A 23242-nucleotide genomic window follows, 5' to 3' on the forward strand; every position below is an offset into this window, starting at 1 on the left:
CTGGCTATTGTGGCTGTTGTCAAACGCCGCTGGGAGCGTGGGGGTGTCAAGTGAACCAATTAACCAACTCGGTGCTGCCCACTATGAGCAGCCGTGAAATTGCAGCCTTGGTACAGAGCAACCACTCGGATGTGAAACGCTCAGCAGAACGGCTGCATGCTGCTCACCTTTTAACCCAGCCGTTGGCTGAGTTCGATTTTGAGCACAACGGCAACGTTTATCAGGAGTACCGTTTCAACAAACGCGATTCCCTGGTTCTCGTCGCCCGCCTATCCCCCCAGCTCACTGCCGCCGTAGTCGATCGCTGGCAGGAACTGGAAAACGCAACTGCACCACCAGTGCCCCAATCTTTGCCCGAGGCACTTCGCCTAGCAGCAGACATGGCCGAGCAGAAAGCAGCCTTGGAACAGAAGGTGCAGACCGACGCCCCGAAAGTGGCCTTTGTCGATCACTACGTTGATGCCAGTGGCGCAAAGAGCCTGCGTGAAACCGCCAAGATCCTGAACATGCCAGAGAAGGCGATGATCGATGCATTGCTGCGCGATAAAGCCCTGTTCCGCCAGTCTGGCAACCTCCTGCCGCATGCCCTAAAGCAGCGTGATGGCCTGTTCACCGTAAAAACCGGCACGTCTGACTTTGGCCGCGCTTTTACCCAGACCAGGGTAACCCCGCGGGGTATTAAGTGGATCTCCGATCGCTATTCCTCAGAACTGAGGGGCAGCTGATATGAAGACTTTAGCCATTCAGGCCCAATCCCATTATCGCGACAACAACCATGTTGTGGTCTTTGTCCACGATGTTGATCAGGAAAAACAGACCGTTACCTACAGTCCGGTCGGTTACTCGTGGGAGATCACCACGGCGCAGATCATCTTTCGTTCACGCTTTTTCAGGTTTGTAATATGAGCAGAATATTTGACGTTGTTCAGGCTATGTCTGGGCAGAAGAACTGCATCGTGATCCCTGGCCCGTACTTGGATTATTTCGCCGGTGATCAGCAGGCATTCGCGCTGGCGGCGGTTCTTAACCAACTGGTGTTCTGGACGGGTAAATCGTCGCAGGATGATGGCTGGTTCTATAAGACCCATGAAGAGCTTGCTGGCGAGTTGCGTGGCGTGAGTGAAGACCAGGTTCAGCGGGTTGTGGCCAAGCTGCGCAAGAAGTATTTGCCCGGTGTTATTGAAGTGTCTACCCGTAAGGTAAACGGTACTCCAACCAACCATTATCGTATCGACGGCGATAAGCTAATTGCCCTGATATTCCCGCCAGTGCTGGATTCCGCAGAATCACGGAATGGAAAACGCGAAAGTGCGGAATCCAATCCGCAGAAGCGCGTAATGGAAAACGCAGAAGTGCGTGAACAAAGCCGCGAAGCTGCGGAATCCTATCTCTATACAGATCAGTACACAGATCAACACAAACAGATCATAGAACCTACTGGTCAGCCTGCTGTGCAGACCGACCCTGAGGTTGAAATTACTGATCAGGCTAAACAGGTTCTAAAACACCTAAACATGGTCACCGGCTCTAAGTACCAGCCAGCAACTGGCACACTGGAGAATATCCGGGCTAGGCTGCGCGAAGGCCATACCACCGATGATCTGTGTTTGGTTGCCGACTACAAGCAAGCGCACTGGGGATCATCGGCAGAAATGGCCGAATACCTGCGCCCTTCAACCCTGTATCAGCCAAGCAAGTTCGAAGGTTACTTGTTAAGCGCTACCAAATGGGACAAGTCCGGTCGTCCGCAAGCAGTAAACGGAAAGTGGCTAAGACCCGGCGAGACCCCTGATCAAGACAATACCGAACGTGACGCGGCATACATGCGCTTCATTGGCTCCGCGCTCCCACTGAAAAAACCAAGCCAAATTGAGACTGAGGCTCGCAAGGCTGCTGATGCCGCCAATGTGCGCAGTATGAATCAGCTTTATTCATCTGATGCCTGGAACCGTATTTGGACGGCATGTACACAGCGATTAAGCGGAGGGAAAGCAGCATGAAACCAGTAACACAGAAGATTTTAGGCGTTAACGTTTATCCGCTGATCGCCATGCTGCAACAGGCCCGCCGGTGGTGGAAGATCCGCGAGTTGAAGCGTTTGTGGTGGGAAGACATGTGCTATCGAAAAATCTGCAAGAGACGTGGATGGGTTAGCAATCTTGAATGGATGAACACCGAAAGCCGATATCGCTTAATCAAGCTGTACGCCCGCGCCGGGAAAGAAAGGGGGCACCTGTGAGCCTTTATTGCGAAAAACTCGAGGCGTTGCGCCTGAAGCCATCCCACATGCTGAATGAAGTTGGTGATCAGTGGTGTACGCCTGATCCGCTATTTTGGGGGATTAACGCTATGTTTGGCCCGCTGGTGCTGGACCTGTTCAGCGACGGCGAAAATAGCAAATGCCCGGCGTTCTACACTGCTGAAGATAACGCTCTCACACAAGACTGGTCAGAAAAGCTGGCAGACCTGCACGGCGCAGCGTTCGGCAACCCGCCGTATTCTCGCACCCAACAGCATGAAGGCCGGTACATTACCGGCATGACGCACATCATGGCCCACACAATGGCTATGCGTGAGCTCGGCGGCCGATATGTTTTCCTGATCAAAGCTGCAACGTCCGAAACTTGGTGGCCGGAGCAAGCCGATCACATTGCGTTCATTCGCGGGCGCGTTGGCTTCGATGTCCCTAAATGGTTTGTGCCGGCAGACGAAAAGCAGGTACCGACAGGTGCATTCTTTGCCGGCGCGATCGCTGTATTTGATAAGACGTGGCGCGGTCCGGCGACGAGCTATATCAGCCGAGATCAGCTTGAAGCCCAGGGCAGGGCATTTCTGGCGCAGATCAGATGGCAAGCGGAGCGCCTGGCGCCACAAATCCAGCCCCAAAATATTCCAGAAATTATTCCGCAAGAAGTGGAAACCACATTTGAAGAAAACAAAGTGTGGCCCCTGGAGGTTGGCTTGATGTTTGAACAGGTACCACAGGCTATCGAATTACCAGCGGTCCAGCAGAACAAGCTGAAGGCACATATCAACAGAATGTGGTTAGAGCGCATGCCAAGCCACGAGATTTTATCGGCTGTAGCCGGTATGGCTGAATCAATGGGAGGCGCTCATGCGTGAGATTATTGCTGATAACTTTGCTGGTGGCGGCGGTGCGAGCACCGGGATCGAGCTGGCTATTGGCCGCAGTGTTGATATTGCGATCAACCACGACCCGCATGCTATTGCCATGCACGAAACCAATCACCCGGACACGCTGCACTATTGTGAGTCGGTTTATGACGTAGACCCAGTCGCCGCAACTGCAGGGCGGCCAGTGGGCTTGGCATGGTTTAGTCCCGATTGCTCTCATTTTTCAAAAGCGAGAGGGGGACGCCAGTTAAAAAGGAGATCCGCGGCCTTGCCTGGATCATTATCCGATGGATTTTAAGGGTAAACCCTCGATTTATTCCGATGGAGAACGTGGAGGAGTTCAAGACGTGGGGGCCGCTGGCCACCGACGAAAACGGCAATGATTACCCATGTCCTGACCGCGTAGGGGAAACTTTCGCAGGGTTCGTGGCAATGTTGACCAACGGTATAGCTGCAGATCACCCTGCGCTGGCCGAATGCTGCGATATTTTAGGCATTGAAGAGGGTAGTGACGACCACCGCCGGCTGATTGCCGGTCTGGGGTATGTTGTCGATTACCGCGAGTTACGGGCCTGTGACTACGGTGCGCCAACCATCCGTAAACGCTTCTTCATGTTGATGCGTTGCGACGGGCGGCCAATTGTCTGGCCGGAGCCAACGCACGGGGATCCGAAATCGCTGGAAGTGCAAAGCGGCAAGTTGAAGCCATGGCGCACCGCGGCGGAGTGCATTGATTGGTCTATTCCGTGCTCGAGTATCTTCGAGCGCAAACGCCCGCTGGCAGAGAACACCCTGCGCCGCATCGCCCGAGGCATTCAGCGCTTTGTGATCGACAATCCAACGCCGTTTATCGTCAAATGCAACCATACCAGCACCAAGACGACCTATGATTGTTTCCGTGGTCAGCCGCTTGATGAGCCTTTACAGACGATCACAAAAACTCACGGCTATGCGTTGGTTAGCCCCGTTATTGCTGGTGCAGGTGGTTCAGAGTATCAAGGCAAACCGCGTAGCGCCGATCAGCCTATGCATACTATTGTGAAGGAGTCCCGCGCCGCGCTTGTGACGCCCGTCATTGCCCGTATCGGTCAGACTGGTTTTGGTATGGATCGTCTGGCTTATGATGCGGATAAGCCGCTGACAACGGTCACGACGAAAGCAGAGCACCTGCTGGTGGCTCCGATCGTTGCTCGTCAGTTTGGCAATAGCGTAGGGCATGCAGTGGATGAGCCAAACGGCACGATCACGGCGGGTGGCGGTGGTAAGAGTCAATTGGTTTCCGCGTTCTTAGCCAAGCACTTCGGAGGCAACTATACTGGGCCCGGCACGGATCTGGCGGAACCGGTTCACACTGTGACGACTGTCGATCACCACGCTCTGGTTACGTCGAACCTCATTAAGATGCGCGGCACCAATATCGGGCAGGAAGTTACCGTACCCCTGCAAACGGTAACCGCCGGCGGCAATCATTTTGGTGAGGTTCGTGCCTTCCTGCTGAAATACTACGGTACCGACAAAGACGGGGTAAGCCTGGCGGATCCGCTACATACCGTCACAACCAACGATCGCTTTGGCCTGGTAACGGTTGAAGGCGTGGATTATCAGATCATTGATATCGGCATGCGTATGCTGCAGCCACATGAGCTTTACGCTGCCCAGGGCTTCCCTTCCTGGTACATCATCGATCAGGACTTCCGTGGCAAGAAATACGCGAAAGATAAGCAGGTAGCCCGTTGTGGCAATGCCGTTCCTCCGCCGTTCGCCGAAGCGCTGGTTCGAGCCAACCTGCCCGAAATGTGCGTACCGCGCCAGGAGGTGGCAGCATGAGGATGCTGTTAACGCCTTACCTGCAGCGTGATCTGGGCGTGGTATTACTGCGCCCTGGTCGTGAGTTGCTAGAACATTTCAGCGGCCGCGTGCGGCTGCTGATTTCCTCTGAACCGAAAGAGCTGCAGGATCTGCCGTCTGGATTGTTACCGATGGCCAACCAGCACTTGGCAACGGATCCGCGCCTTTCTTCCTTCTTCCGTCATAGCCGGGTTATTTACGCGGCTGGTGGCATTAATTCGCTGGTGTCCTGGATGGAGCGCTCAACTACATGCCAGTGGGGAGATCCCCCGCCGATTACCACGATAAGAATATGAGCACTTTGCGCTATGGCGTCGGCGCTGTGCGCCTTTGCTGGCATCACGAACACATACTTTCTGAACAAACATTGCCAGCGCTTGATGAGTTGGCTATCACGAACGCCGCAGATTTTGTTGTTTACCGTGCCCGTACACATTTCGGTTTTAACGCAGACCACCAGTTGAGCCTGCCGGAATTATTCTGTTGGGCGGTTATGGAACGTGTTTCTGATTTGCTTCCTGATTCAATCGCCCGCTTATTCCTTCGTCTACCACCTGCAGAGTTCATTTCCGGGCCCAAGAAAGAGGCGAATATTGTCTGGGAGCGGGCGCCGGTGGAAATAATTAGTGAATACGTTGAGCAGATTAAGCCGGTGCTATCTGTCGATGTCGATCCCGAGCCACCAGCGGGTTTTATGTTGAGGCCAAAAATGAAGCGCTGGGAGTGCGAGAAATACACCCAGTGGGTTAAATCGCAGATGTGCTGTTGCGGCTGCGGCCAGCCTGCCGATGATCCGCACCATATTATAGATCAGGGGTTCGGCGGTACCGGAACCAAACCGCACGATATTTTCACCATCCCATTAACGCGGAGGTGCCACGACAAGCTACATGACGATGTGGCGACGTGGGAGGCCGAACACGGCAGCCAACTTTATCACCTGGCGCGTACTATCGATCGGGCGTACGGCATCGGGGCAATCGTTACGGCAAACAAGCGCGGGGCAAAAGTATGAGAGACATGTATGAAGTTTTGTCCCGGTGGGGAGTGTGGGCTCGAGATAACAAAGGCGTTGGCTATTCCAGCATAGCAGCCGGGTTTAAAGGGCTTTTACCGCCGCAATCTAATGGGAAGCAGGCATGCAGTGACAATGATGGTCTAATGATCGATGGCTGCGTGGCCAGAATGCAAAAGTTTGAGCTTGAAGAGTATGAGCTGGTTATCAGGCACCACTATTATGGCCAATCTATACGTTCAATAGCCCGAGGCTGGAAGTGCTCAGATGGTACGGTGCGAAAGATGATGCAGACAGCAGAGGGGTTTGTAGGTGGTTGCCTGGCTATGCTGGATGTGAAGATGGATATGGATTGTTGAAGTGTAAAGCCCGATCACTCGGGCTTATCTTCAGTATCGCGAACATATAAAATGATGGCCGACTTAATTTCACCATCTACATGTTTAGCATTGATGCTTAAATGAACAGGTCTTCTTTCCCATTCAGCTCTTACAAGAGCATCTTTGTTTCCAGACTCATCTAAAAATATATCTTGAACAAGACAGGTAAGCCTCTGATTTGTAACTGTATTCCTGGCTTTTACTTTGAAAGCTTCAGGATCGGTGTTGTTCACTTCTTCAATACGGTAAATTCCATCAATCCGCATTTCTGTTGATCTTCTGCGGGCGTTAGTGGTCAACTCTTTTGCCATTTCAGAATCGAGAATAATGCCATCGATTTCAGCTTCATCAGCCCGAACGAATGATTTAACCATTTCAGTTTTAGCGTCATATGACATCCTTTCCATGTTGTCTAGAAGAGGCGTTTTGTTAATGAATCTGGTCATTAGCTCCAAACGCTTGGTTTCTTCTTGGGACATGGACTGCATGGTTTTCAGATGCTCCTTATCAGCGTCTTTATTGAGTTCTGATAAGCGAACCTCTTTCCTGTTATCGAGAAAACGTCTAAATATGGAGACGCCGCCCCATATCAAGGCTGCGCCCAGCAACGTTACCATAATTTCCTGTGGGCTCATTTTTCCGACTAACTCCTGACCAAGCTTGGTCAAAAAACCATCGATATCGACATTGAAAACAGATGACCCTTTCTCAACTTTGACTTTGATTTCGAGATCTTCCCGTTCTTCTTTTGTCAATTTGCGCGGGTCGGGGACTCCATACTTTGCTAAAGCGTAAGATTTGTTGATCTGGCTTTGCATCTCAATGAAGCCCTTCATTACAGAAGGGGTAATGCTTTGCTGGAAATTATCACCCTCCAACCTAAACGATAGGCTAGGCCAGCCATCAAATGATATGTGGTCGGGAAGCGGATAGCCAGCAAGATAGTTCTCAATTAGTGCGAAAGCTTCTTCTTCCGAGTTGATTAAAAGCTCACCATTAGCCAAGGGTACGCCCTCTAATTTTATATGAGTAACGGCGATTGAAGTGCTACTTCCAGTACAACAATCGGTTCATCTTTTTTTATTTTCATTGCTATGTATTTCAGAACATAAACGAAATTAAAGTAAAAATCATTAACGCGTACGCAAAAATGACGATAGTGTGGTAAGAATAGTTACGCAGTCAGTAGCTTACTCAATCAAAAAACCTCGCTTTTGCGAGGTTTTGTCGTTTACTAAGTTTGTGAAATGGGCGGCGGTTAGGTGTTATCAGCACACTAACCGCCAGGTGCTCATGCTTTTCAGTCACAAGCGAACCTTTGCCCATGCTGCATAACAGCGGTATGAGCCTATCAAAGAGGGCGCTTATGATCTCAGCTACTAGTCTTGTCAACGCTGACACAGTCGAATACATCAAAACCCTGCCTGACAACTGTATTGACCTGATCGCTACCGATCCGCCGTATTACCGTGTTAAAGCCTGTTCCTGGGATAACCAATGGAAAACGGAAGCAGACTATCTAGCCTGGCTGGATGCGCTGCTGGCTGAGTTTTGGCGGGTGCTAAAGCCGAACGGCAGCATGTACATTTTTTGCGGTAGCCGGTTGGCGTCAGATACTGAGTTGTTAGTTCGTCAGCGCTTCGATGTATTGAGCCATATCATATGGGCCAAACCATCAGGCCCGTGGAAGCGCCAGAACAAAGAGAGCCTGCGAAAGTATTTTCCCGCTACTGAGCGAATAATCTTTGCAGGTCATTATCCTGGGCCATATCAATCAAAAGATAAGCATCTGCGGCGTCACTTCAGCGTCACAGTTGATGTGCCGTATACTGATGTCTGGACATACCCGCCGGTACAGTATTACCCAGGTAAACACCCCTGTGAAAAACCAGCAGCCATGATGGCGCACATCATCAGTGCCAGCAGTCGCCCCGGTGAAGTTGTGGCTGATTTTTTCATGGGTTCAGGCTCCACTATAAAAGAGGCCATAAGACTGGGCCGCATTGGCTTGGGCGTGGAGCTTGAGAAAGAACGATTTGATCAAACCTTCGGGGAGATATATCCGGAGGAATAAACGAGCCTCGGCATAGTCCGGGGCTTTTTCATATCTAACGCCGGAGTTTTGGCAATGGACAACAATCTGCCGCCCGGCTTTGTCGAGGCGTTTCTTATGTGGATAAAACTCAACGCCCCCGCCGTATACGGTTCTTTCGCTGCGTTCGGCATGGCGACGCTATTAACGCTACGTGACGGTAAATCGTGGCTTGATGCGCTCTATGCGGGGCTTATCTGTTTGTTAATTACTCTGGGCGTTATCAATTCCCTTGAGCTATTCGGGATGAGCCAGGATAACGCGCTGATTGTCGGTGTGGTGATTGGTGGGATGGGGGTAGAGCGGTGTATCGCTATCCTCCGCATGTTCGCCAGCATGAAAACCAACACACCGCCGATGGACGATAAGGATCGGAAGAATGACCAATAATTTTAGATTCAGCCAGCGCAGCGAAGGAAACCTTGTGGGCGTAAACCCGGCGCTGGTGAAAGTAGTTCGTCGTGCCCTTGAGCTTACCGCCGTTGATTTTGGCATTACCGAAGGGCTGCGGAGCAAGGAGCGACAGAAAGAACTACTGGCCGCAGGCAAAAGCCAAACACTGAATAGCCGCCATCTTACCGGACATGCTGTTGACGTGGTGGCATATCTCGGCAGGGATATTAGTTGGGAATGGAAATACTACGAGCAGATCGCCACCGCATTTAAGCGGGCTAGTAGTGAGTTGAATATCCCAATTGAATGGGGCGGCGACTGGAAGACGCTTAAAGACGGGCCGCACTTCCAGTTAACGCTTAAGGATTACCCCGCATGACGGCGATAAAGAAATACAGCCTAATCGGCGCATTGCTTGTGGCTATCGCTCTTGGCGGCATTAACGCGGTGCTTACCAGTAGACTCGATAAAGCCAACGCCGCAAACCAGACGTTAAGCGACACGAACAAAGCGCTGATTGATGCAGTGGAAGACCGTGACGGGACAATCACTGCGCTCACGGATGCTGCTAGCGCTGACCGTCGCGCCACTGAGGAACAGTTACGGATAGAACAGCAAAAGAGGGCTAAAGCCGATGCTGAAAACAGAACGTTACGCCAGGCGCTGGAGCATAGCGACGCTGGCAATCAGCCTTTGCCTGATGATGTTAAGCGTATCCTGCGCCGAGAGGGTTAAGCCCGCACCGGCCCCGCAACTGATCTACGTATACCCGCCCGCTGTACTGCTCCAACAATGCGAACAGACCCCGTTCACCGGTACCACGTTCGGTGATGCCGTGCTGGCGTTGCAGGTGGCACAGAACGAGCTGGACGTGTGCGCCTCTCGCATCGAGGGGCTGATTAAGTGGCAGCGGGATAATGTGACAAAGTAACATTACAGAGCGTCTATACGTGGGCGCTCGATAATGTTGTAAGATGCTTTCTAATATAGTTGGGTGCGCGAGATGGCCGAAGCTTTTGCTTCTGACGGGACTAAGCGTGACATGAGCTAGATCGAGCTGTGGTGCACGTGGCCTATACAGTATCGACCGTGGGTTCGAATCCCACCCCAGCTACCAAACATTAACCCGCAGCGGCGGGACAACCAAGAGCCTCGGCATAGTCCGGGGCTTTTCTATTTGAGGTACTCCATGCCACCCAGAATACCGAGAGCATGCCGTAAGCATGGGTGTCGCCACACCACAACCGACCGCTCAGGCTATTGCACCGAGCATCAGAATACCGGCTGGGAGACGCACCAGCAGGGCAAGAGCAGGCACCAGCGCGGCTATGGTAACGATTGGACAATCCGCCGCGATCGCATCTTGAAGCGCGATAACCACATCTGCCAGAACTGCCTGCGTAACAGCAGAGCGGTACCGGCTACAACCGTCGATCACATCCTCCCTAAAGCACATGGGGGTACCGATGATGATTCTAACCTTGAAAGCCTGTGCTGGCCTTGCCACCGCAGCAAGACAGCAACGGAGAGATTGAGATGAAAAGTAAACCTATTCAGCTTGCCCACCTATATAAAGGCGGTCGGTTCTTTGGGTACGGATTGACTGTAGAGGGCGCTTTGCTTGAGCAACATGCCGAGACAACCATTACCACTGTACCAGGTGAAATCGCCTGTATTGCTGCAACTTTCCACCTTACCAATGAAATGGTAGAGAACCCAGTACGCGTCGATTTGGATATTCAGACCAAATTAGACAAATGATATCAATTCTCATCTGCGGGAGGGGGATCAAATCTCTGTAACCTTTCGCCCAAAGTACCGCCGCCTTACCTTTTCTCACACACCCGCAGGTTAGAAACTTTTTTTGGGATACCCCAAGCAATGATTAATAGGAGTTTTCGATTATGTCAGGGCCACCGAAAACCCCTACCCATCTACGTTTGGTCAAGGGGAACCCATCAAAACGGGCCATAAATCAAAACGAGCCAAAACCCCTTCAGGGGTACCCCCAACTCCCAAGCATTTTGATAAGCAGGGGAAGTATTGGTTTAAGCGGATGGCCGAAGAACTTGACGCCCTCGGCGTTATGTCTCAGCTCGATGCGCGGGCTTTGGAATTGTTGGTTGAAGCTTATACCGAGTACCGGCATCACTGCGAAGTATTGGATCAGGAAGGGTACAGTTATAAAACTGATGAGGGTTTAGTCAAGCCGCACCCACAGGCCGCGATGAAAGCTGATGTATGGAAACGCATGCGCGGGATGCTGGGTGAATTTGGAATGACCCCTTCCAGCCGTTCAAAAGTTAATACCACCGGTCCCGACCAGGTTGATCCGATGGTTGAGTTTATGAAAGCGAGAGATTAATGGCTAAAGTTGCCGATGGTATTCGCTACGCCGAGCGCGTCGTGGCGGGGGAAATTGTTGCCTGCGAACTGGTCAGGCTGTCGTGCCAACGCTTCCTTAATGATCTGAAAGTCGGGCCGGAGCGCGGGATCACATTCAGCGAGGCTCGGGCGCAACACATCCTCAATTTCTATAAGTTCGTGCCACACGTTAAAGGTGCGCTGGCTGGCCAGCCCATTGAACTGATGGATTGGCATATTTTTATCTTGATCAACATCTTCGGCTTCATCATTCCGCTGGTGGATGAAAATACCGGTGAAGTGGTGCTGCGCAATGATGGCAGTGGCCGCCCTGTGATGGTGCGCCGATTCCGTACAGCATACAGCGAGGTGGCGCGTAAAAATGCCAAGTCTACGCTGTCTTCCGGTGTTGGTCTGTACATGACTGGTGCGGATGGTGAAGGTGGGGCCGAGGTTTATTCCGCTGCAACCACCCGCGAGCAGGCCCGTATCGTGTTCGAAGATGCCAAAAGTATGATCAAGCAGGCCCGGACAACGCTGGGCAGGCTGTTTGAGTTCAACAAGCTGGCGATCTTTCAGGAGCAAACCTCGTCACGTTTTGGCCCGCTGTCCAGCGATGCCAATAATCTCGACGGCTTGAACATCCATTGTGCCATTGTTGACGAGCTTCACGCTCATAAAACCCGTGATGTGTGGGATGTGTTGGAAACCGCGACCGGTGCCCGTCTGCAATCATTATTATTCGGCATCACTACATCGGGGTTTAACAAGGAGGGGATCTGCTACGAGCTGCGCGATTACGCCATCAAGGTTTTGCAGGGGGCGGCCACCGGCCAGTTTGAAGATGATACCTTCTTCGGCATCATTTTTACCCTGGATAAAGAGGACGATCCCTTTGATGAAAAGGTCTGGCAGAAAGCCAATCCAGGGCTAGGTATCTGTAAGCGCTGGGATGATTTGCGCCGCCTGGCCAAGAAGGCTAAAGAGCAGGTTTCCGCTCGTCATAACTTCTTCACCAAACACATGAACCTATGGGTGACCGCCGAGGCCGCCTGGATGGACATGCTGAAATGGGGTGAGTGTGACTTCATCGCGCCACAGCATGAATTGAAGACCTACCCGCTATGGGTCGGTGTTGACCTGTCAAACAAGATCGATATCTGCGCCGCCGTGAAGATTTGGCAGGCCAATAATGGGCATGTACATGCCGATTTCAAGTTTTGGCTGCCGGAAGGGCGACTGGAGCGTTGTTCCCGCCAAATGGCCGAGCTGTACCGTAAGTGGGCCGAGCTTACCAAGCTGACGCTGACCGATGGCGATGTTATCGATCACGCGCAGATCAAAGAAGAATTGCAACAGTGGGTCGCGGGTGAAAGCCTGCGTGAAATCGGTTTTGACCCCTGGAGCGCCACTCAGTTTAGCCTGGCGCTGGCCGAAGAGGGATTGCCGCTGGTGGAGGTACCACAGACGGTGCGCAATTTCTCTGAGGCGATGAAGGAAATCGAAGCGCTGGTGTACAGTGGGCGACTCCACCACAGCAATCACCCGGTAATGAACTGGATGATGAGCAACGTCACCGTCAAGCCGGACAAGAACGACAACATTTTTCCCAACAAATCGACCCCAGAGGCCAAGATCGACGGCCCTGCAGCCTTGTTTACGGCCATGAGCCGGGTACTGGTTAACGGCGGAAGTGATGTTGAAAGCCTATCTGAGCACATTCAAACCCACGGCTTACGCACCCTTTGATAAAGGTCACCCTATGAGAATCTTATATTTTTTCACCACGCTGTCTGTTCTGGTGGGAATTGCCGGTGTGCTGTTGCTTACCTATGGCGTTTGGCTAATTTATCCACCCGCTGGGTTCATTGCTGCTGGCTTGCTCTGTCTTCTCTGGTCGTGGCTGGTGTCAAAAATGTTTAATCCAGTGAAGCCGGATAAGGGGGACTGATGTTCTTTCCTGGCATGTTTCGGAAATCGGCAGACAAGTCGTTAACGCCGAAAGAACTGGCCGAAATCATCGGCCTTTCTTACGACACTTATGCTGGCAGGCGGATCAGCCCTCAACTATCCATGCAGCTAACCTCCGTTTTCAGTTGTGTTCGCGTGCTGGCCGAATCAGTAGGCATGCTCCCTTGCGGGTTGTATGAGCAACTGGAGCGCGGCAATAAACGGGCGGTTAAAGAGCGGCTGAATAAACTGCTGTCAGTGAAACCCAACGGCTATATGACTCCTCAGGAGTTTTGGGAACTGTTGATTGCTTGCCTATGTTTACGGGGGAATTTCTACGCTTACAAGGTCATGGCCTTAGGTGAAGTGGTGGAGCTACTTCCCCTCGATCCTGGCAGCGTTGCTCCAAAGCTCAACAGCAATTGGGAGCCAGAATACCAGGTGACATTCCCTGATGGTTCTCAAGACATATTGAACCAGTCAGAGATTTGGCATGTTCGTATTTTTACGCTTGATGGTTTAACGGGTTTAAGTCCTATTGCGTATGCGCGGCAGGCGATCGGGTTGGGAATGGCTACGGAAGAACATGGCGCCCGCCTGTTTGGAAATGGGGCAGTTACCAGCGGTGTCTTGCAGACCGATCAGGTGTTGACGGACGATGCGTTTAACCGGCTAAAAAATGATTTTGAAACCAACCACCAGGGGTTATCAAATGCCCATAAGCCGATGATCCTTGAGATGGGGCTTAAGTGGCAGCAAATCAGCCTCACTTCTGAAGATGCCCAGTTTCTGGAAACCCGCAAGTTTCAGCTTGAAGAAATATGCAGGATCTTCCGCGTTCCGCTTCATATGGTACAGAACACGGATAGAGCCACCTTCAACAATATCGAAAACTTGGGGATTGGGTTTATCAACTACTCGCTGGTGCCTTACCTCACCCGCATTGAGCAGCGGATCAATATCGGTTTGGTCAAACCCTCCGCCCAAGGGCGCTTTTACGCCAAGTTTAACGCCGGGGCGCTGTTGCGCGGCGATATGAAATCGCGGTTTGAAGCCTATGCGACCGGTATTAACTGGGGGATCTACTCGCCGAACGAATGCCGTGAGTTGGAGGAGCTTAACCCGCGTGATGCCGGTGATATCTACCTTACCCCAATGAACATGACAACCAAACCGAGTGAGAGCAGCAAGCGCAAACCAACCGAGGAAAACACTGATGGTGATGACTAAACAGCGGCTGGACGTCCCTCTAAAACTGAAGTCGGTCAGTGATACCGGTGAGTTTGAAGGCTATGGTTCAGTTTTTGGCGTGAAGGACAGTTACAGCGACATCGTCATTCCGGGGGCATTCACTAAATCCCTGGATAACTGGAAGGCCAAAGGGGGCCAACCAGCCATGCTTTGGCAGCATAAAACAGATGAGCCGATCGGCGTCTATACCGAGATGAGGGAGGATGACGTGGGGCTATTTGTTAAAGGGCGATTACTTATCGATGACGATCCCCTGGCAAAACGCGCACATGCTCACATGAAGGCCGGTTCTTTAACCGGCCTTTCTATTGGGTACATGCTCAAGGATTGGGAGTACGACCGCACCAAGGACGCATTTCTGCTGAAGGAGATCGATCTGTGGGAGGTCAGCCCCGTAACGTTCGCGGCCAATGATGAAGCGCGGATCAGTGACGTTAAATCTGCATTTGCCCGTGGTGAAACCCCGTTACCCAAGAACATTGAGCGAGTCCTGCGCGACGTTGGACTATCCCGCTCTCAAGCCAAGGCTTTTATGGCCGAAGGCTACAGCGCTCTGTCCTCGCGTGAAGCCGGTGGCGCAGATGCCGCACTTAACATTCTGAAATCTATTAAATTCTGAATCTGGAGAATCATATTATGGCAGTTGATATCAAAGACGTAGAACTGGTCGCGCAGGAACTGAAAGGTAGTTTTGAAACATTTACCCAAAAAATGACAAACGCCTGGAGGCGATCGAGCAGGAAAAAGGCAAGCTGGCGGAAACGGTTGATACCCTCAACGGTAAACTGTCAGAGTTGGATGCGCTGAAAACCGCACTGGAAGAAGAACTGAAGCAGGTCAAGCGTCCTGGCGGTGGTACGCAAACCAAGGAAGTGAAAGAGCATAAAGAAGCCTTTATGAATTTTGTCCGTAAGGGTAAGGAAGATGGGCTGCGTGATCTGGAGCAAAAAGCACTACAGGTGGGCGTTGATTCTGATGGTGGTTATGCGGTACCTGAAGAGCTAGATCGCTCCATCCTGAACCTGTTAAAGGATGAGGTGGTGATGCGCCAAGAGGCCAATATCATTACTATTGGTGGCTCTGAGTATAAAAAGCTGGTCAATCTCGGCGGCACTGCCTCCGGCTGGGTTGGTGAAACTGAACCGCGCCCGGCCACAGACCCTTCCAAACTTGGGCAGATCACCCCGTTCATGGGGGAAATCTACGGGTTCCCACAGGCTACCCAGATGATGCTTGATGATGTTTTCTTCAATGCGGAAAGCTGGATCAACAGTGAACTGGCTACCGAGTTCGCAGAGCAGGAAGAGATCGCTTTCACCAGCGGAAGTGGTACCAAAAAGCCAAAAGGTTTTCTGGCCTACAGCTCAAATGCTGAAATTGATAAAGAGCGGGCATTTGGGGTGCTTCAGCACATTGCTTCCGGTGCCGCTGCTGGTGTCACTGCTGATGCCATTATTAAACTGGTGTACACCTTGCGCAAAGTCCACCGTGGCGGGGCAAAGTTCATGATGAACAATAACGCCCTGTTCCAGGTGCGTATTCTGAAGGATGCTGAGGGTAACTATTTGTGGCGTCCTGGCCTGGAATTGGGCCAGCCTTCCATTTTGGCGGGATATGGTATTGCTGAAAATGAGCAGATGCCAGACATTGCGGCGGATGCCAAGGCGATCGCATTTGGTAACTTCAAGCGCGGCTATACCATCATTGATCGCATTGGTACCCGCATTCTGCGTGATCCGTACACCAACAAGCCATTTGTTGGCTTCTATACCACCAAGCGCACAGGCGGCATGCTGTCTGACTCCCAGGCTATCAAGTTGCTGAAAATTGGAACTGCGGCTTAATCGCAGGGGCTTCGGCCCCTGTTTTTAATTGGAGTAGAGAATGCTCAAATTATTGAAAGAATTGAAGTGGTCACCGGATGGTTGCGTTATTGAAACTATTCCCGCTGGCGAATACCCGAGGGATGAACTGCCAGAGCGTGCTGTGGTTATTGCCGGGCAGCTGCATATCATCGAATTCGTTGACGCCAAAGGTGACCAACAAAACGCTGGCCAGCAGCCAGAGCAGCAGCCAGAGCAGCAGCCAGAGCAGCAGCCAGAGCAGCAGCCAGAGCAGCAGCCAGAGGCCAAGAAAGGTAAGAAATAATCAGGCGGCTCCGGCCGCTCTCTTGTGAGGCAGCTATGACCCCGTCACTTGATGAACTACGCGCCCAATGTCGAATTGATGAAGATGACGACGAAGCACTACTAACAATTTATGCAGAGGCTGCAAGGGATTTAGCTCAGGAATACCTGAATCTTCCCTTGTTTGATACAGAGGTTCCTGAGGATGTTGACGAGGGCGTAATCATTGAGGGGAAGGTCAAACTGGCGATCATGCTGGCAGTTGGCCACTGGTATGAAAACCGGGAAAGCTCTTCAGAAACTCAACTGCATGAAGTCCCGATGGGTTTTTATCACCTATTGAAAGGCAAGCGAAAGAGCCCAGGAACATGAAAGCAGGCCGACTACGCCACCGCGTCACCATTCAGAATTTCGTCACTGTGGAGTTACCTTCAGGGCAGGAATTGGAAGAATGGCAAGACGGTAAAACTGTGCATGCTGAGGTGAAGGCGATCAGCGGGCGAGAATTGGTAGCCTCAGGTGCTGAAAAGGCAGAAGCCACTATCCGCGTTTGGATGCGTCACCGCACCGATGTTACCGCCGCCTCCCGGCTTCTGTGTCTGAATGGCCCGTTTAAAGGGGCTGTATTGGAGATTACCGGCCCACCAATCCCCGATCCCAAGGGTACCCGGCTGGAAATTCTCTGTAAAAGTGGGGTGAAACCATGATTGGAACCAGCCTGGACTTTTCCGGCCTGCTCGACCTTTCGAAAGATTTAGAGGTATTGAGCAAGGCGGAAAGTCGCAATGTGTTACGCCAGGCGACGCGTGCAGCGGCGGTCGTTTTCCGTGATGAAGCCCGCTCTCTGGCGCCAGAGAAAACGGGCAAGCTGAAACGCAATATCGTCGCCATAAACCAGCGGTCGAGCGATGGAGGAGCGGTGGCCGGTGTGCATGTGCGAAGCTCCGGTAAGCCAGAGAATCGAAACAACGCTTTTTACTGGCGTTTCGTCGAGTTGGGTACCTTGCGAATGCCTGCGATCCCGTTTATCAGGCCCGCGTATGACGCCAAAGAGGAAGATGCTGCAGCGGCGGCATTCGCTAAAGCCAACGAGGCGATCGATAAGGTACTTTCCAAATGACCGAAGCCGATCTGAATCCATTGCTAAAACCATTGGTTAATGGTCAGGCTTACCCTTACGTTGTCAAGTTGACGCCGGAGGGAATGCCAGCGGTGAAGCCGCCGTGGATCGTCTACACGGTACCCGACGAAAACCGAGCCGATGTGTTTTGTGGCGCTGCGGAAACTGCCTACCTGGCGCAAATCGACGTTTACGCCAGTAGCATTGACGAGGCGAAAACCATACGCCAGAAGGCCGAAGCGGCTATAACCGTGCTATCCCCGGCAGAAATTCACCTATTCAGTGGCCACGAGCCCGAAACTGGCCTTTTCCGTGCCTCGCTTGAGTTCCGAGTGTGGCAATAATCAATATCATTGACCCCGACCCGCCTTGTGCGGGTTTTTTTATGTCTGGAGAAAAACTCATGGCAAGTAAGTTTGAAAAAACGCAAGGCACGGTGATCAGCGTTTCTGCTGGTGAGGTTACCGAGGCAAACCCTGTTGGTGTTACCTGGCTTGCCGCATCATGCAGCATCAAAGAACTCAGCTACACAGGGGGCAGAAGTCGGACATTGATGTGACCACCTTGTGTTCTGATGATCAGGAGATGGAAAATGGACTTCGCGCCCCATCAGAAATGACCATTGGTAAAAACTGGAGTGGTTACGACGATGCGCAAGAGTCGCTAATGGAAGCCTACGAGGATGATTCCTACCGTGCTATTCGAGTGGTATTCCCTTCTGGAAATGGATATTCATATTTGGCTCAGGTGCGTCAAAACAGTTGGTCTGCCGCAACCTCAGGGATTGTTACTGCATCATATACGTTGCGTATCAAAGGTAGACCATTGCGGATTTATGCCGTAAACATTCCTGTCACCGGTGTAACCCTGGATAAAACCACCGCCTCAGTGGTTGCGGGGGCCAGCCTCACGCTAACTCCAACGATCGCCCCGGCATCAGCAACTAACCGTGGTATGACCTGGACATCCTCCGCGCCGGGTAACGTGATGGTGACCAATAAGGGCGTTATCACTGGCCTTACACCTGGTACCTCAACTATCACAGTCAAAACTACGGACGGCGCCAAAACCGCTACATGTGTTGTGACTGTCACCGCCGCATAAGGAGTATTAATTCATGGCAGCAAAGAAAATGAATCTCAAGGCGTTGGCATCAGCGCCATTGGCGGGCTTCCGTACCAAGGCGGTAACTGTTGACGAGTGGAAGGGGGCCACCGTGGTATTGCGCGAACCTTCCGGTGCGGCGTGGATAGAGTGGCGGCAAATCATTACGCCGCCTGAGGATGAAACGCCCGGACAACTCAGCACCGCACAGACAGCAAGGCGGAATATCGACGCCGATGTCGTCTTGTTTATTGATACCCTGCTGGATGAAAGCGGGGCGCATGTTTTCAGTGCTGAAGACAAAGAGCTGGTGGCAGGAATTTACGGGCCAGTGCATGCACGGCTATTGAAGCAGGCGCTGGATCTGAGCACCACCCCGGCAGATGCCGAAAAAAGTCAAAGAGCCAGAAACTCAGTTCCTGATGAAGCTGGCGCTTCGCCTGGGGAAAACCCTCGGCGAAATGCGCCAGACGATGAGCGTCAGTGAATTACGTTTGTGGATGGCTTTTGATCGCGTGACTCCGATCGGTGATGAGCGTAATGATTATCACGCCGCGCAAATCTCCGCGGCTACGTTCAACGCGCAACGCACAAAAGACCCGCTGTCTATCGGCGATTTGCTGATCCGCTGGAATGAGCCAGTAGAAACAGAGGAAGAAGACACCGCAGGACTTGAAGCGTTTTTGGGAAATCTGGCTGATTGATGCCCGCGCACGTAGCGGGCTTTTTTATAGGTGAAATATGGCTTCGCTGCGTGAGTTAATCATTAAAATTTCGGCAAACTCCAGTTCGTTCCAGACTGAGATTTCCCGCGCCTCACGCATGGGGGCCGATTATTACAAAACTATGGAGCAGGGAAACCGTAAAGCTGAATACGCTACCAGACAGAGCCAGCGAGCACTAGTAGAGCTAAACGGACAATTGTCTACCGTGCGTCAAACAGCGATGGGTATGGCTGGAGCATTTGCGGGGGCCTTTGCAACGGGCAATCTCATTAGCTTAGCCGATCAGTGGACGCAAATTAATGCCCGATTAAAGTTGGCTTCTCAATCGACCGAGGACTTCAAGAATAACCAGGCGGCGTTAATGGTGATCAGCCAGCGCACCGGTACCGCTTTTAATGATAATGCCAACTTATTTGCGCGTTCGTCTGCATCGATGCGTGAGTTCGGTTATTCATCTGCTGACGTGCTGAAGGTCACAGAAGCTGTTTCAACGGGCTTGAAACTTTCTGGTGCTGGCGTAGCGGAGACCAATTCTGTTATTACACAGCTTTCTCAGGCGTTCTCTTCAGGCGTTCTGCGCGGGGAAGAATTTAACTCTGTGAACGAAAACGGCGACCGTGTGATCCGGGCTTTGGCTGCAGGTATGGGTATTGCCCGCAAGGACATGAAGGCGATGGCCGATCAGGGGTTGCTGACATCTGACAAAGTGATCCCTGCGTTAATCAGCCAGCTTGGCACCCTCCAGCAAGAATATGCCTCAATGCCTGGTGTTGTCAGTCGTTCTGTGGTGAAAGTTCAAAACGCCTTTTTGGAATGGGTAGGAGAAGCAAACAAAACCAGCGGGGTAACTGCATCACTATCCGGGGTTTTGGATACGTTATCAGAAAATATCGATAACGTGGCCGTTGCTCTTGGTGCGCTTGTCTCCGTTGGCGCTGCTCGTTATTTTGGTGGTTTGGTCAGCAGTATGGGAACGGCCACCGCCAATATGATGGCGACCTATCGCGCTGAGGTTGCCGTGGCCGCAGCACAGGTTGAAGGGACAAAAACGGCAACAGCCGCCGCCCGTGCAACGTTATACCGTGCGCAGCAGGCAAAGGTCGCTGCGGTAGGGCTTGAACAGCAAATCGTAGCTGAGCGCCAATTAGCCGTTGCACAGAGTCAACTTGCAGCAAGTGTGGGTGCCCGCAGCATTGCGCAGACCCGACTCAATTCAGTGACGTCGCTTGGTGCACGGCTCGGTGGCAGTCTGTTGAGTGTAGTGGGAGGAATTCCTGGTATCGTGCTCGGCGTTGGCGCCGCCTGGATGTACGTCAACGAGAAGAACGAACAGGCGCGTAAAGTGGCCGTCGCCTATGGCGATACCGTTGAGCAGGTGAAAAAGCAAATATCAGGCATGTCGATTGCCGGTCTGCAATCTACCGCTGTCGATGCCAACAATTCAATTACTGCGCAGCGCTCGGAAATAGCAAAAACTGAGCAAGAAATTAGAAAACTAAACAATAGCCTGAAAAACATGCAGGACATTGAGGCTTCGGCGAAGAAGAACCCGCGACTCACTGAGCTAAATACATTTTATTCGTTAGCTGAGGCACAACAGAAAATAGTTGAGATTCAAGGAGAGTTGTCGCAAAAAAATTATGCCCTTGAGCAACAAACTGAAAAGCTGCGTGCTACAGAGGCTTTGCGTACTCAGGCACTGAACGAATCAATTAATAAAACGGTGGCTCTATCCGGGGCAGTGGGTTCGCTTGCTGGTATGTATGCGCAACTAAATCGAGTTACGGGGATGGTCACATCAGCCTCTTTGCCAGCGTTCCCTGGCATGCCGTTACCGAAATTGGACACCAAGCAACAGGACGCCATGACTCGCGCATTGCGCGACCAGCAACTGGCTGGGCTGAAAGGGCTCGACAAAGTTCGCCGGTCGGCCACTTTTGAAGCCGATGATCTACAGCTACCCCCTGGCCATTATGAGGCATATATCGCCGCTAAAGTGGGCGCTGAACAGAAAACGGAGGCACGTACAGCAGCAACCAAAGCGCAACAAAAAGCGGAGCAGGATGCTGCTAGCGCCTCGAAAAAATCCGCCACTGTTACCGGTGAATATCAACAGAAGATCGCCAACCTGAATAAAGAAATTCAGATTGAGCGGGTAAGGATGAATGAGGGAGATGCCGCCGCGTCCTTATTCTCTGCGTCACTGGAGACCGGTAGCAAATGGACGGGTGCTCAACGGGCCGAACTGGAGCGACTCAATAAAACGTTAACAGAGGCAAAGCAGCGCTGGGATGACCACAACGCGGCGATTGCGTCAGACCCTTACCGAGCGGCTGCTGATATTCAGAAAAAGGCGAATGAGCAGTTACAGCGCCAAATCGCCGACGGGGAAATCAAGAGCGCCGAAGAACTCTCCCGCCGTAAGCAGGACATTAATACGGCGTATTTGCAAGCGGTGGCTGAAGCCAATCAGCGTTATGCCGTTTCGGGTACTGCTGAACTGGCTGGTAACGTCGATCCAGTCCAGAACATCGAAAACCAACTTGCAAAGCGCCAGGCGCTGATTGAGAACTATGCTGCCGCCGGTGTGTTGACGGAACAACGTAAAAATCAGTTGATTCTTGCTGCGGAAACTGAAACCAACAAACAGCGCTATGAGGCATCGTTGCAACTTTTCGCCAGCCAGGGCGATATGCAGCGCCTGACGGTTGAATTGTTCCAAAGCACGAAAGAGCGTGCCACAAACATGCTTACCGGTTTGCTAACCAATACGCAAACATGGCAAGAAGCGACGGTAAACCTGTTCTCATCCCTGACTCAATCCATTGTTCAGAACCTGATCGACATGGCCGCACAAGCGCTGGTCACCAGTACCATTATGCAAACTATTACCGGTATTTTTGGTGGTGTTGCGGGTGGGGCTGCTGGTGGTGCCTCAGCGGCAGCCGGAAGCACCGGGGCAATGGGCCTGAGCACAAGCTATATGGCTTATGCGAAAGGGGGCGTCGTTGCCTCTAGCGATCTGAGCCAGTTCAGCGGCCAGGTGGTTAGCAGTCCTACAACGTTTGCTTTTGCGAAAGGCGCGGGACTGATGGGCGAAGCGGGGCCGGAGGCGATCATGCCGTTAACTCGCGCTGCTGATGGTTCGCTGGGTGTTCGGGCTATACGTCCGGGGGCTGATTCTGGCGGTGGCGGTGGAGCACCGATAGTGCATATCACTGTTCATAGCGACGGGCAGACGACTACATCGGCGCCAGCAGGGCTTGAACAGTTTGGCAATGAGATCGGGCAATTTGTCGATCAGCGTTATCGTGCCTTGCGGGATAAAGATCTGGGGCAGAACGGTGTATTCACTCGTGCGATAAAAGGGGGTAGATAATGACGCTGGAAACGTTCACGTATGCTGCCAGGGTAAACCCGACCGGCGATCACTCTTTCCGCGTTCGTGAGGTGCAATTCGGTGATGGGTATAAACAGCAGGTTGGTGACGGGCTGAATGCCGAACTTCAAAGCTGGTCTTTAACGTTTGTAGGTAACTGGCAGCGCATCACCGAGATCAGGAACTTCTTCAAACGGCACGCAGGCTACAAATCGTTTAAATGGACGAGCCCTAATTTCGAACTTGGGCTCTACACCTGCAATAAGTTTCAAGTGACCGCAATGGGCAAAAATGCCCGTAGCGAACCTATGTACCAGCTTGTGGCCACTTTCGACACCGCCTTTAAACCATAGGAAAACC

31 protein-coding genes and 5 pseudogenes are annotated in these 23242 nt (G+C 52.1%); 35 read left to right on the plus strand and 1 reads right to left on the minus strand.

The window, feature by feature from the left end; all coding sequences use genetic code 11:
• Positions 1-50 precede the first annotated feature (50 nt).
• From ACQ86O_RS14485 to ACQ86O_RS14530, 10 genes are read left to right on the plus strand one after another with little or no spacing between them, the layout of a single operon-like run.
• Positions 51-725 (plus strand): phage antirepressor KilAC domain-containing protein, encoded by a 675-nt coding sequence (locus ACQ86O_RS14485; protein ID WP_431221698.1) that lies wholly within the window; start codon positions 51-53, stop codon positions 723-725.
• A 1-nt stretch (position 726) separates the two neighbouring features.
• Positions 727-906, plus strand: coding sequence for a DUF4222 domain-containing protein (locus ACQ86O_RS14490; protein ID WP_431221699.1), 180 nt, complete (start codon positions 727-729; stop codon positions 904-906).
• Positions 903-2000, plus strand: coding sequence for a conserved phage C-terminal domain-containing protein (locus ACQ86O_RS14495; RefSeq protein WP_431221700.1), 1098 nt, complete (start codon positions 903-905; stop codon positions 1998-2000). Before ACQ86O_RS14490 ends, ACQ86O_RS14495 begins: the two co-directional genes overlap by 4 nt.
• Positions 1997-2239: a hypothetical protein gene (locus ACQ86O_RS14500; protein WP_431221701.1), complete on the plus strand. Its 243-nt coding sequence runs from the start codon at positions 1997-1999 to the stop codon at positions 2237-2239. The genes ACQ86O_RS14495 and ACQ86O_RS14500 overlap by 4 nt, the downstream gene beginning before the upstream one ends.
• Positions 2236-3123 carry a phage N-6-adenine-methyltransferase gene (locus ACQ86O_RS14505; protein WP_431221702.1) on the plus strand — a complete coding sequence of 296 codons (888 nt, stop codon included), beginning with the start codon at positions 2236-2238 and terminating at the stop codon, positions 3121-3123. Before ACQ86O_RS14500 ends, ACQ86O_RS14505 begins: the two co-directional genes overlap by 4 nt.
• Positions 3116-3433: a hypothetical protein gene (locus ACQ86O_RS14510; RefSeq protein ID WP_431221703.1), complete on the plus strand. Its 318-nt coding sequence runs from the start codon at positions 3116-3118 to the stop codon at positions 3431-3433. The genes ACQ86O_RS14505 and ACQ86O_RS14510 overlap by 8 nt, the downstream gene beginning before the upstream one ends.
• Positions 3434-3465: 32 nt before the next feature.
• Entirely contained in the window at positions 3466-4962 is a 1497-nt protein-coding gene (locus ACQ86O_RS14515; protein ID WP_431221704.1) for a DNA cytosine methyltransferase, read from the plus strand.
• Positions 4959-5279 carry a hypothetical protein gene (locus ACQ86O_RS14520; RefSeq protein WP_431221705.1) on the plus strand — a complete coding sequence of 107 codons (321 nt, stop codon included), beginning with the start codon at positions 4959-4961 and terminating at the stop codon, positions 5277-5279. The genes ACQ86O_RS14515 and ACQ86O_RS14520 overlap by 4 nt, the downstream gene beginning before the upstream one ends.
• A gap of 5 nt (positions 5280-5284) precedes the next feature.
• Entirely contained in the window at positions 5285-5998 is a 714-nt protein-coding gene (locus ACQ86O_RS14525; protein WP_431221706.1) for a DUF968 domain-containing protein, read from the plus strand.
• Positions 5999-6003: 5 nt separating this feature from the next.
• Entirely contained in the window at positions 6004-6357 is a 354-nt protein-coding gene (locus ACQ86O_RS14530) for an antiterminator Q family protein (protein WP_431221707.1), read from the plus strand.
• 14 nt (positions 6358-6371) lie between these two features.
• Here the strand turns inward: ACQ86O_RS14530 and ACQ86O_RS14535 are convergent, their stop codons facing one another.
• Positions 6372-7382 carry a hypothetical protein gene (locus ACQ86O_RS14535; protein WP_431221708.1) on the minus strand — a complete coding sequence of 337 codons (1011 nt, stop codon included), beginning with the start codon at positions 7380-7382 and terminating at the stop codon, positions 6372-6374.
• 362 nt (positions 7383-7744) lie between these two features.
• Here ACQ86O_RS14535 and ACQ86O_RS14540 point away from each other — a divergent pair, with 362 nt between their 5' ends.
• From ACQ86O_RS14540 to ACQ86O_RS14660, 25 genes and pseudogenes are all read left to right on the plus strand, one after another.
• Positions 7745-8452: a DNA-methyltransferase gene (locus tag ACQ86O_RS14540; RefSeq protein WP_431221709.1), complete on the plus strand. Its 708-nt coding sequence runs from the start codon at positions 7745-7747 to the stop codon at positions 8450-8452.
• 54 nt (positions 8453-8506) lie between these two features.
• Positions 8507-8860 carry a phage holin family protein gene (locus ACQ86O_RS14545; RefSeq protein WP_431221710.1) on the plus strand — a complete coding sequence of 118 codons (354 nt, stop codon included), beginning with the start codon at positions 8507-8509 and terminating at the stop codon, positions 8858-8860.
• Positions 8850-9242, plus strand: coding sequence for a M15 family metallopeptidase (locus ACQ86O_RS14550; protein ID WP_431221711.1), 393 nt, complete (start codon positions 8850-8852; stop codon positions 9240-9242). The genes ACQ86O_RS14545 and ACQ86O_RS14550 overlap by 11 nt, the downstream gene beginning before the upstream one ends.
• Positions 9239-9598 (plus strand): hypothetical protein, encoded by a 360-nt coding sequence (locus ACQ86O_RS14555; protein ID WP_431221712.1) that lies wholly within the window; start codon positions 9239-9241, stop codon positions 9596-9598. The genes ACQ86O_RS14550 and ACQ86O_RS14555 overlap by 4 nt, the downstream gene beginning before the upstream one ends.
• Positions 9564-9794 carry an Rz1-like lysis system protein LysC gene (gene lysC, locus ACQ86O_RS14560; RefSeq protein WP_431221713.1) on the plus strand — a complete coding sequence of 77 codons (231 nt, stop codon included), beginning with the start codon at positions 9564-9566 and terminating at the stop codon, positions 9792-9794. Before ACQ86O_RS14555 ends, lysC begins: the two co-directional genes overlap by 35 nt.
• A gap of 57 nt (positions 9795-9851) precedes the next feature.
• A pseudogene (locus ACQ86O_RS14565) lies at positions 9852-9980 on the plus strand.
• Positions 9981-10052: 72 nt separating this feature from the next.
• Positions 10053-10403, plus strand: a complete 351-nt coding sequence (locus ACQ86O_RS14570) for an HNH endonuclease (RefSeq protein WP_431221714.1) — start codon at positions 10053-10055, stop codon at positions 10401-10403.
• Positions 10400-10624, plus strand: coding sequence for a hypothetical protein (locus tag ACQ86O_RS14575; protein ID WP_431221715.1), 225 nt, complete (start codon positions 10400-10402; stop codon positions 10622-10624). The genes ACQ86O_RS14570 and ACQ86O_RS14575 overlap by 4 nt, the downstream gene beginning before the upstream one ends.
• A gap of 143 nt (positions 10625-10767) precedes the next feature.
• Positions 10768-11228, plus strand: a pseudogene (locus tag ACQ86O_RS14580) (phage terminase small subunit P27 family).
• Positions 11228-12976, plus strand: a complete 1749-nt coding sequence (locus ACQ86O_RS14585) for a terminase large subunit (RefSeq protein ID WP_431221716.1) — start codon at positions 11228-11230, stop codon at positions 12974-12976. The pseudogene ACQ86O_RS14580 and the gene ACQ86O_RS14585 overlap by 1 nt, the downstream one beginning before the upstream one ends.
• Positions 12977-12989: 13 nt before the next feature.
• Positions 12990-13178 carry a hypothetical protein gene (locus ACQ86O_RS14590; RefSeq protein WP_431221717.1) on the plus strand — a complete coding sequence of 63 codons (189 nt, stop codon included), beginning with the start codon at positions 12990-12992 and terminating at the stop codon, positions 13176-13178.
• Positions 13178-14407 (plus strand): phage portal protein, encoded by a 1230-nt coding sequence (locus ACQ86O_RS14595; RefSeq protein WP_431221718.1) that lies wholly within the window; start codon positions 13178-13180, stop codon positions 14405-14407. The genes ACQ86O_RS14590 and ACQ86O_RS14595 overlap by 1 nt, the downstream gene beginning before the upstream one ends.
• Positions 14394-15047 (plus strand): HK97 family phage prohead protease, encoded by a 654-nt coding sequence (locus tag ACQ86O_RS14600; RefSeq protein WP_431221719.1) that lies wholly within the window; start codon positions 14394-14396, stop codon positions 15045-15047. The genes ACQ86O_RS14595 and ACQ86O_RS14600 overlap by 14 nt, the downstream gene beginning before the upstream one ends.
• 17 nt (positions 15048-15064) lie before the next feature.
• Positions 15065-16272, plus strand: a pseudogene (locus ACQ86O_RS14605) (phage major capsid protein).
• A gap of 40 nt (positions 16273-16312) precedes the next feature.
• Complete coding sequence (locus tag ACQ86O_RS14610; RefSeq protein WP_431221720.1) at positions 16313-16576, plus strand: hypothetical protein; 264 nt, start codon at positions 16313-16315, stop codon at positions 16574-16576.
• Positions 16577-16611: 35 nt separating this feature from the next.
• Positions 16612-16926 (plus strand): head-tail connector protein, encoded by a 315-nt coding sequence (locus ACQ86O_RS14615; protein WP_431221721.1) that lies wholly within the window; start codon positions 16612-16614, stop codon positions 16924-16926.
• A complete protein-coding gene (locus ACQ86O_RS14620) occupies positions 16923-17261 on the plus strand; it encodes a phage head closure protein (protein WP_431221722.1) in 339 nt (112 codons plus the stop codon). Before ACQ86O_RS14615 ends, ACQ86O_RS14620 begins: the two co-directional genes overlap by 4 nt.
• Positions 17258-17674, plus strand: coding sequence for an HK97-gp10 family putative phage morphogenesis protein (locus tag ACQ86O_RS14625; protein WP_431221723.1), 417 nt, complete (start codon positions 17258-17260; stop codon positions 17672-17674). Before ACQ86O_RS14620 ends, ACQ86O_RS14625 begins: the two co-directional genes overlap by 4 nt.
• Complete coding sequence (gp17, locus tag ACQ86O_RS14630; protein WP_431221724.1) at positions 17671-18018, plus strand: tail completion protein gp17; 348 nt, start codon at positions 17671-17673, stop codon at positions 18016-18018. The genes ACQ86O_RS14625 and gp17 overlap by 4 nt, the downstream gene beginning before the upstream one ends.
• A gap of 59 nt (positions 18019-18077) precedes the next feature.
• A pseudogene (locus ACQ86O_RS14635) lies at positions 18078-18514 on the plus strand (phage tail tube protein); the annotation flags it as partial.
• Positions 18515-18562: 48 nt separating this feature from the next.
• Entirely contained in the window at positions 18563-18778 is a 216-nt protein-coding gene (locus ACQ86O_RS14640) for an Ig-like domain-containing protein (protein WP_431225732.1), read from the plus strand.
• Between the two features lie 13 nt (positions 18779-18791).
• Positions 18792-19172 (plus strand): annotated as a pseudogene (locus tag ACQ86O_RS14645) (phage tail assembly chaperone); the annotation flags it as partial.
• A 79-nt stretch (positions 19173-19251) separates the two neighbouring features.
• Entirely contained in the window at positions 19252-19482 is a 231-nt protein-coding gene (locus ACQ86O_RS14650) for a phage tail assembly protein T (RefSeq protein WP_431221725.1), read from the plus strand.
• Positions 19483-19519: 37 nt separating this feature from the next.
• On the plus strand, positions 19520-22882 hold the full coding sequence (locus tag ACQ86O_RS14655) for a tape measure protein (protein ID WP_431221726.1): 3363 nt from the start codon (positions 19520-19522) through the stop codon (positions 22880-22882).
• On the plus strand, positions 22882-23235 hold the full coding sequence (locus tag ACQ86O_RS14660) for a phage tail protein (protein WP_431221727.1): 354 nt from the start codon (positions 22882-22884) through the stop codon (positions 23233-23235). The genes ACQ86O_RS14655 and ACQ86O_RS14660 overlap by 1 nt, the downstream gene beginning before the upstream one ends.
• Positions 23236-23242 lie beyond the last annotated feature (7 nt).

It is taken from the genome of Serratia sp. L9, from assembly GCF_050632285.1.
GTDB lineage: Bacteria > Pseudomonadota > Gammaproteobacteria > Enterobacterales > Enterobacteriaceae > Chania.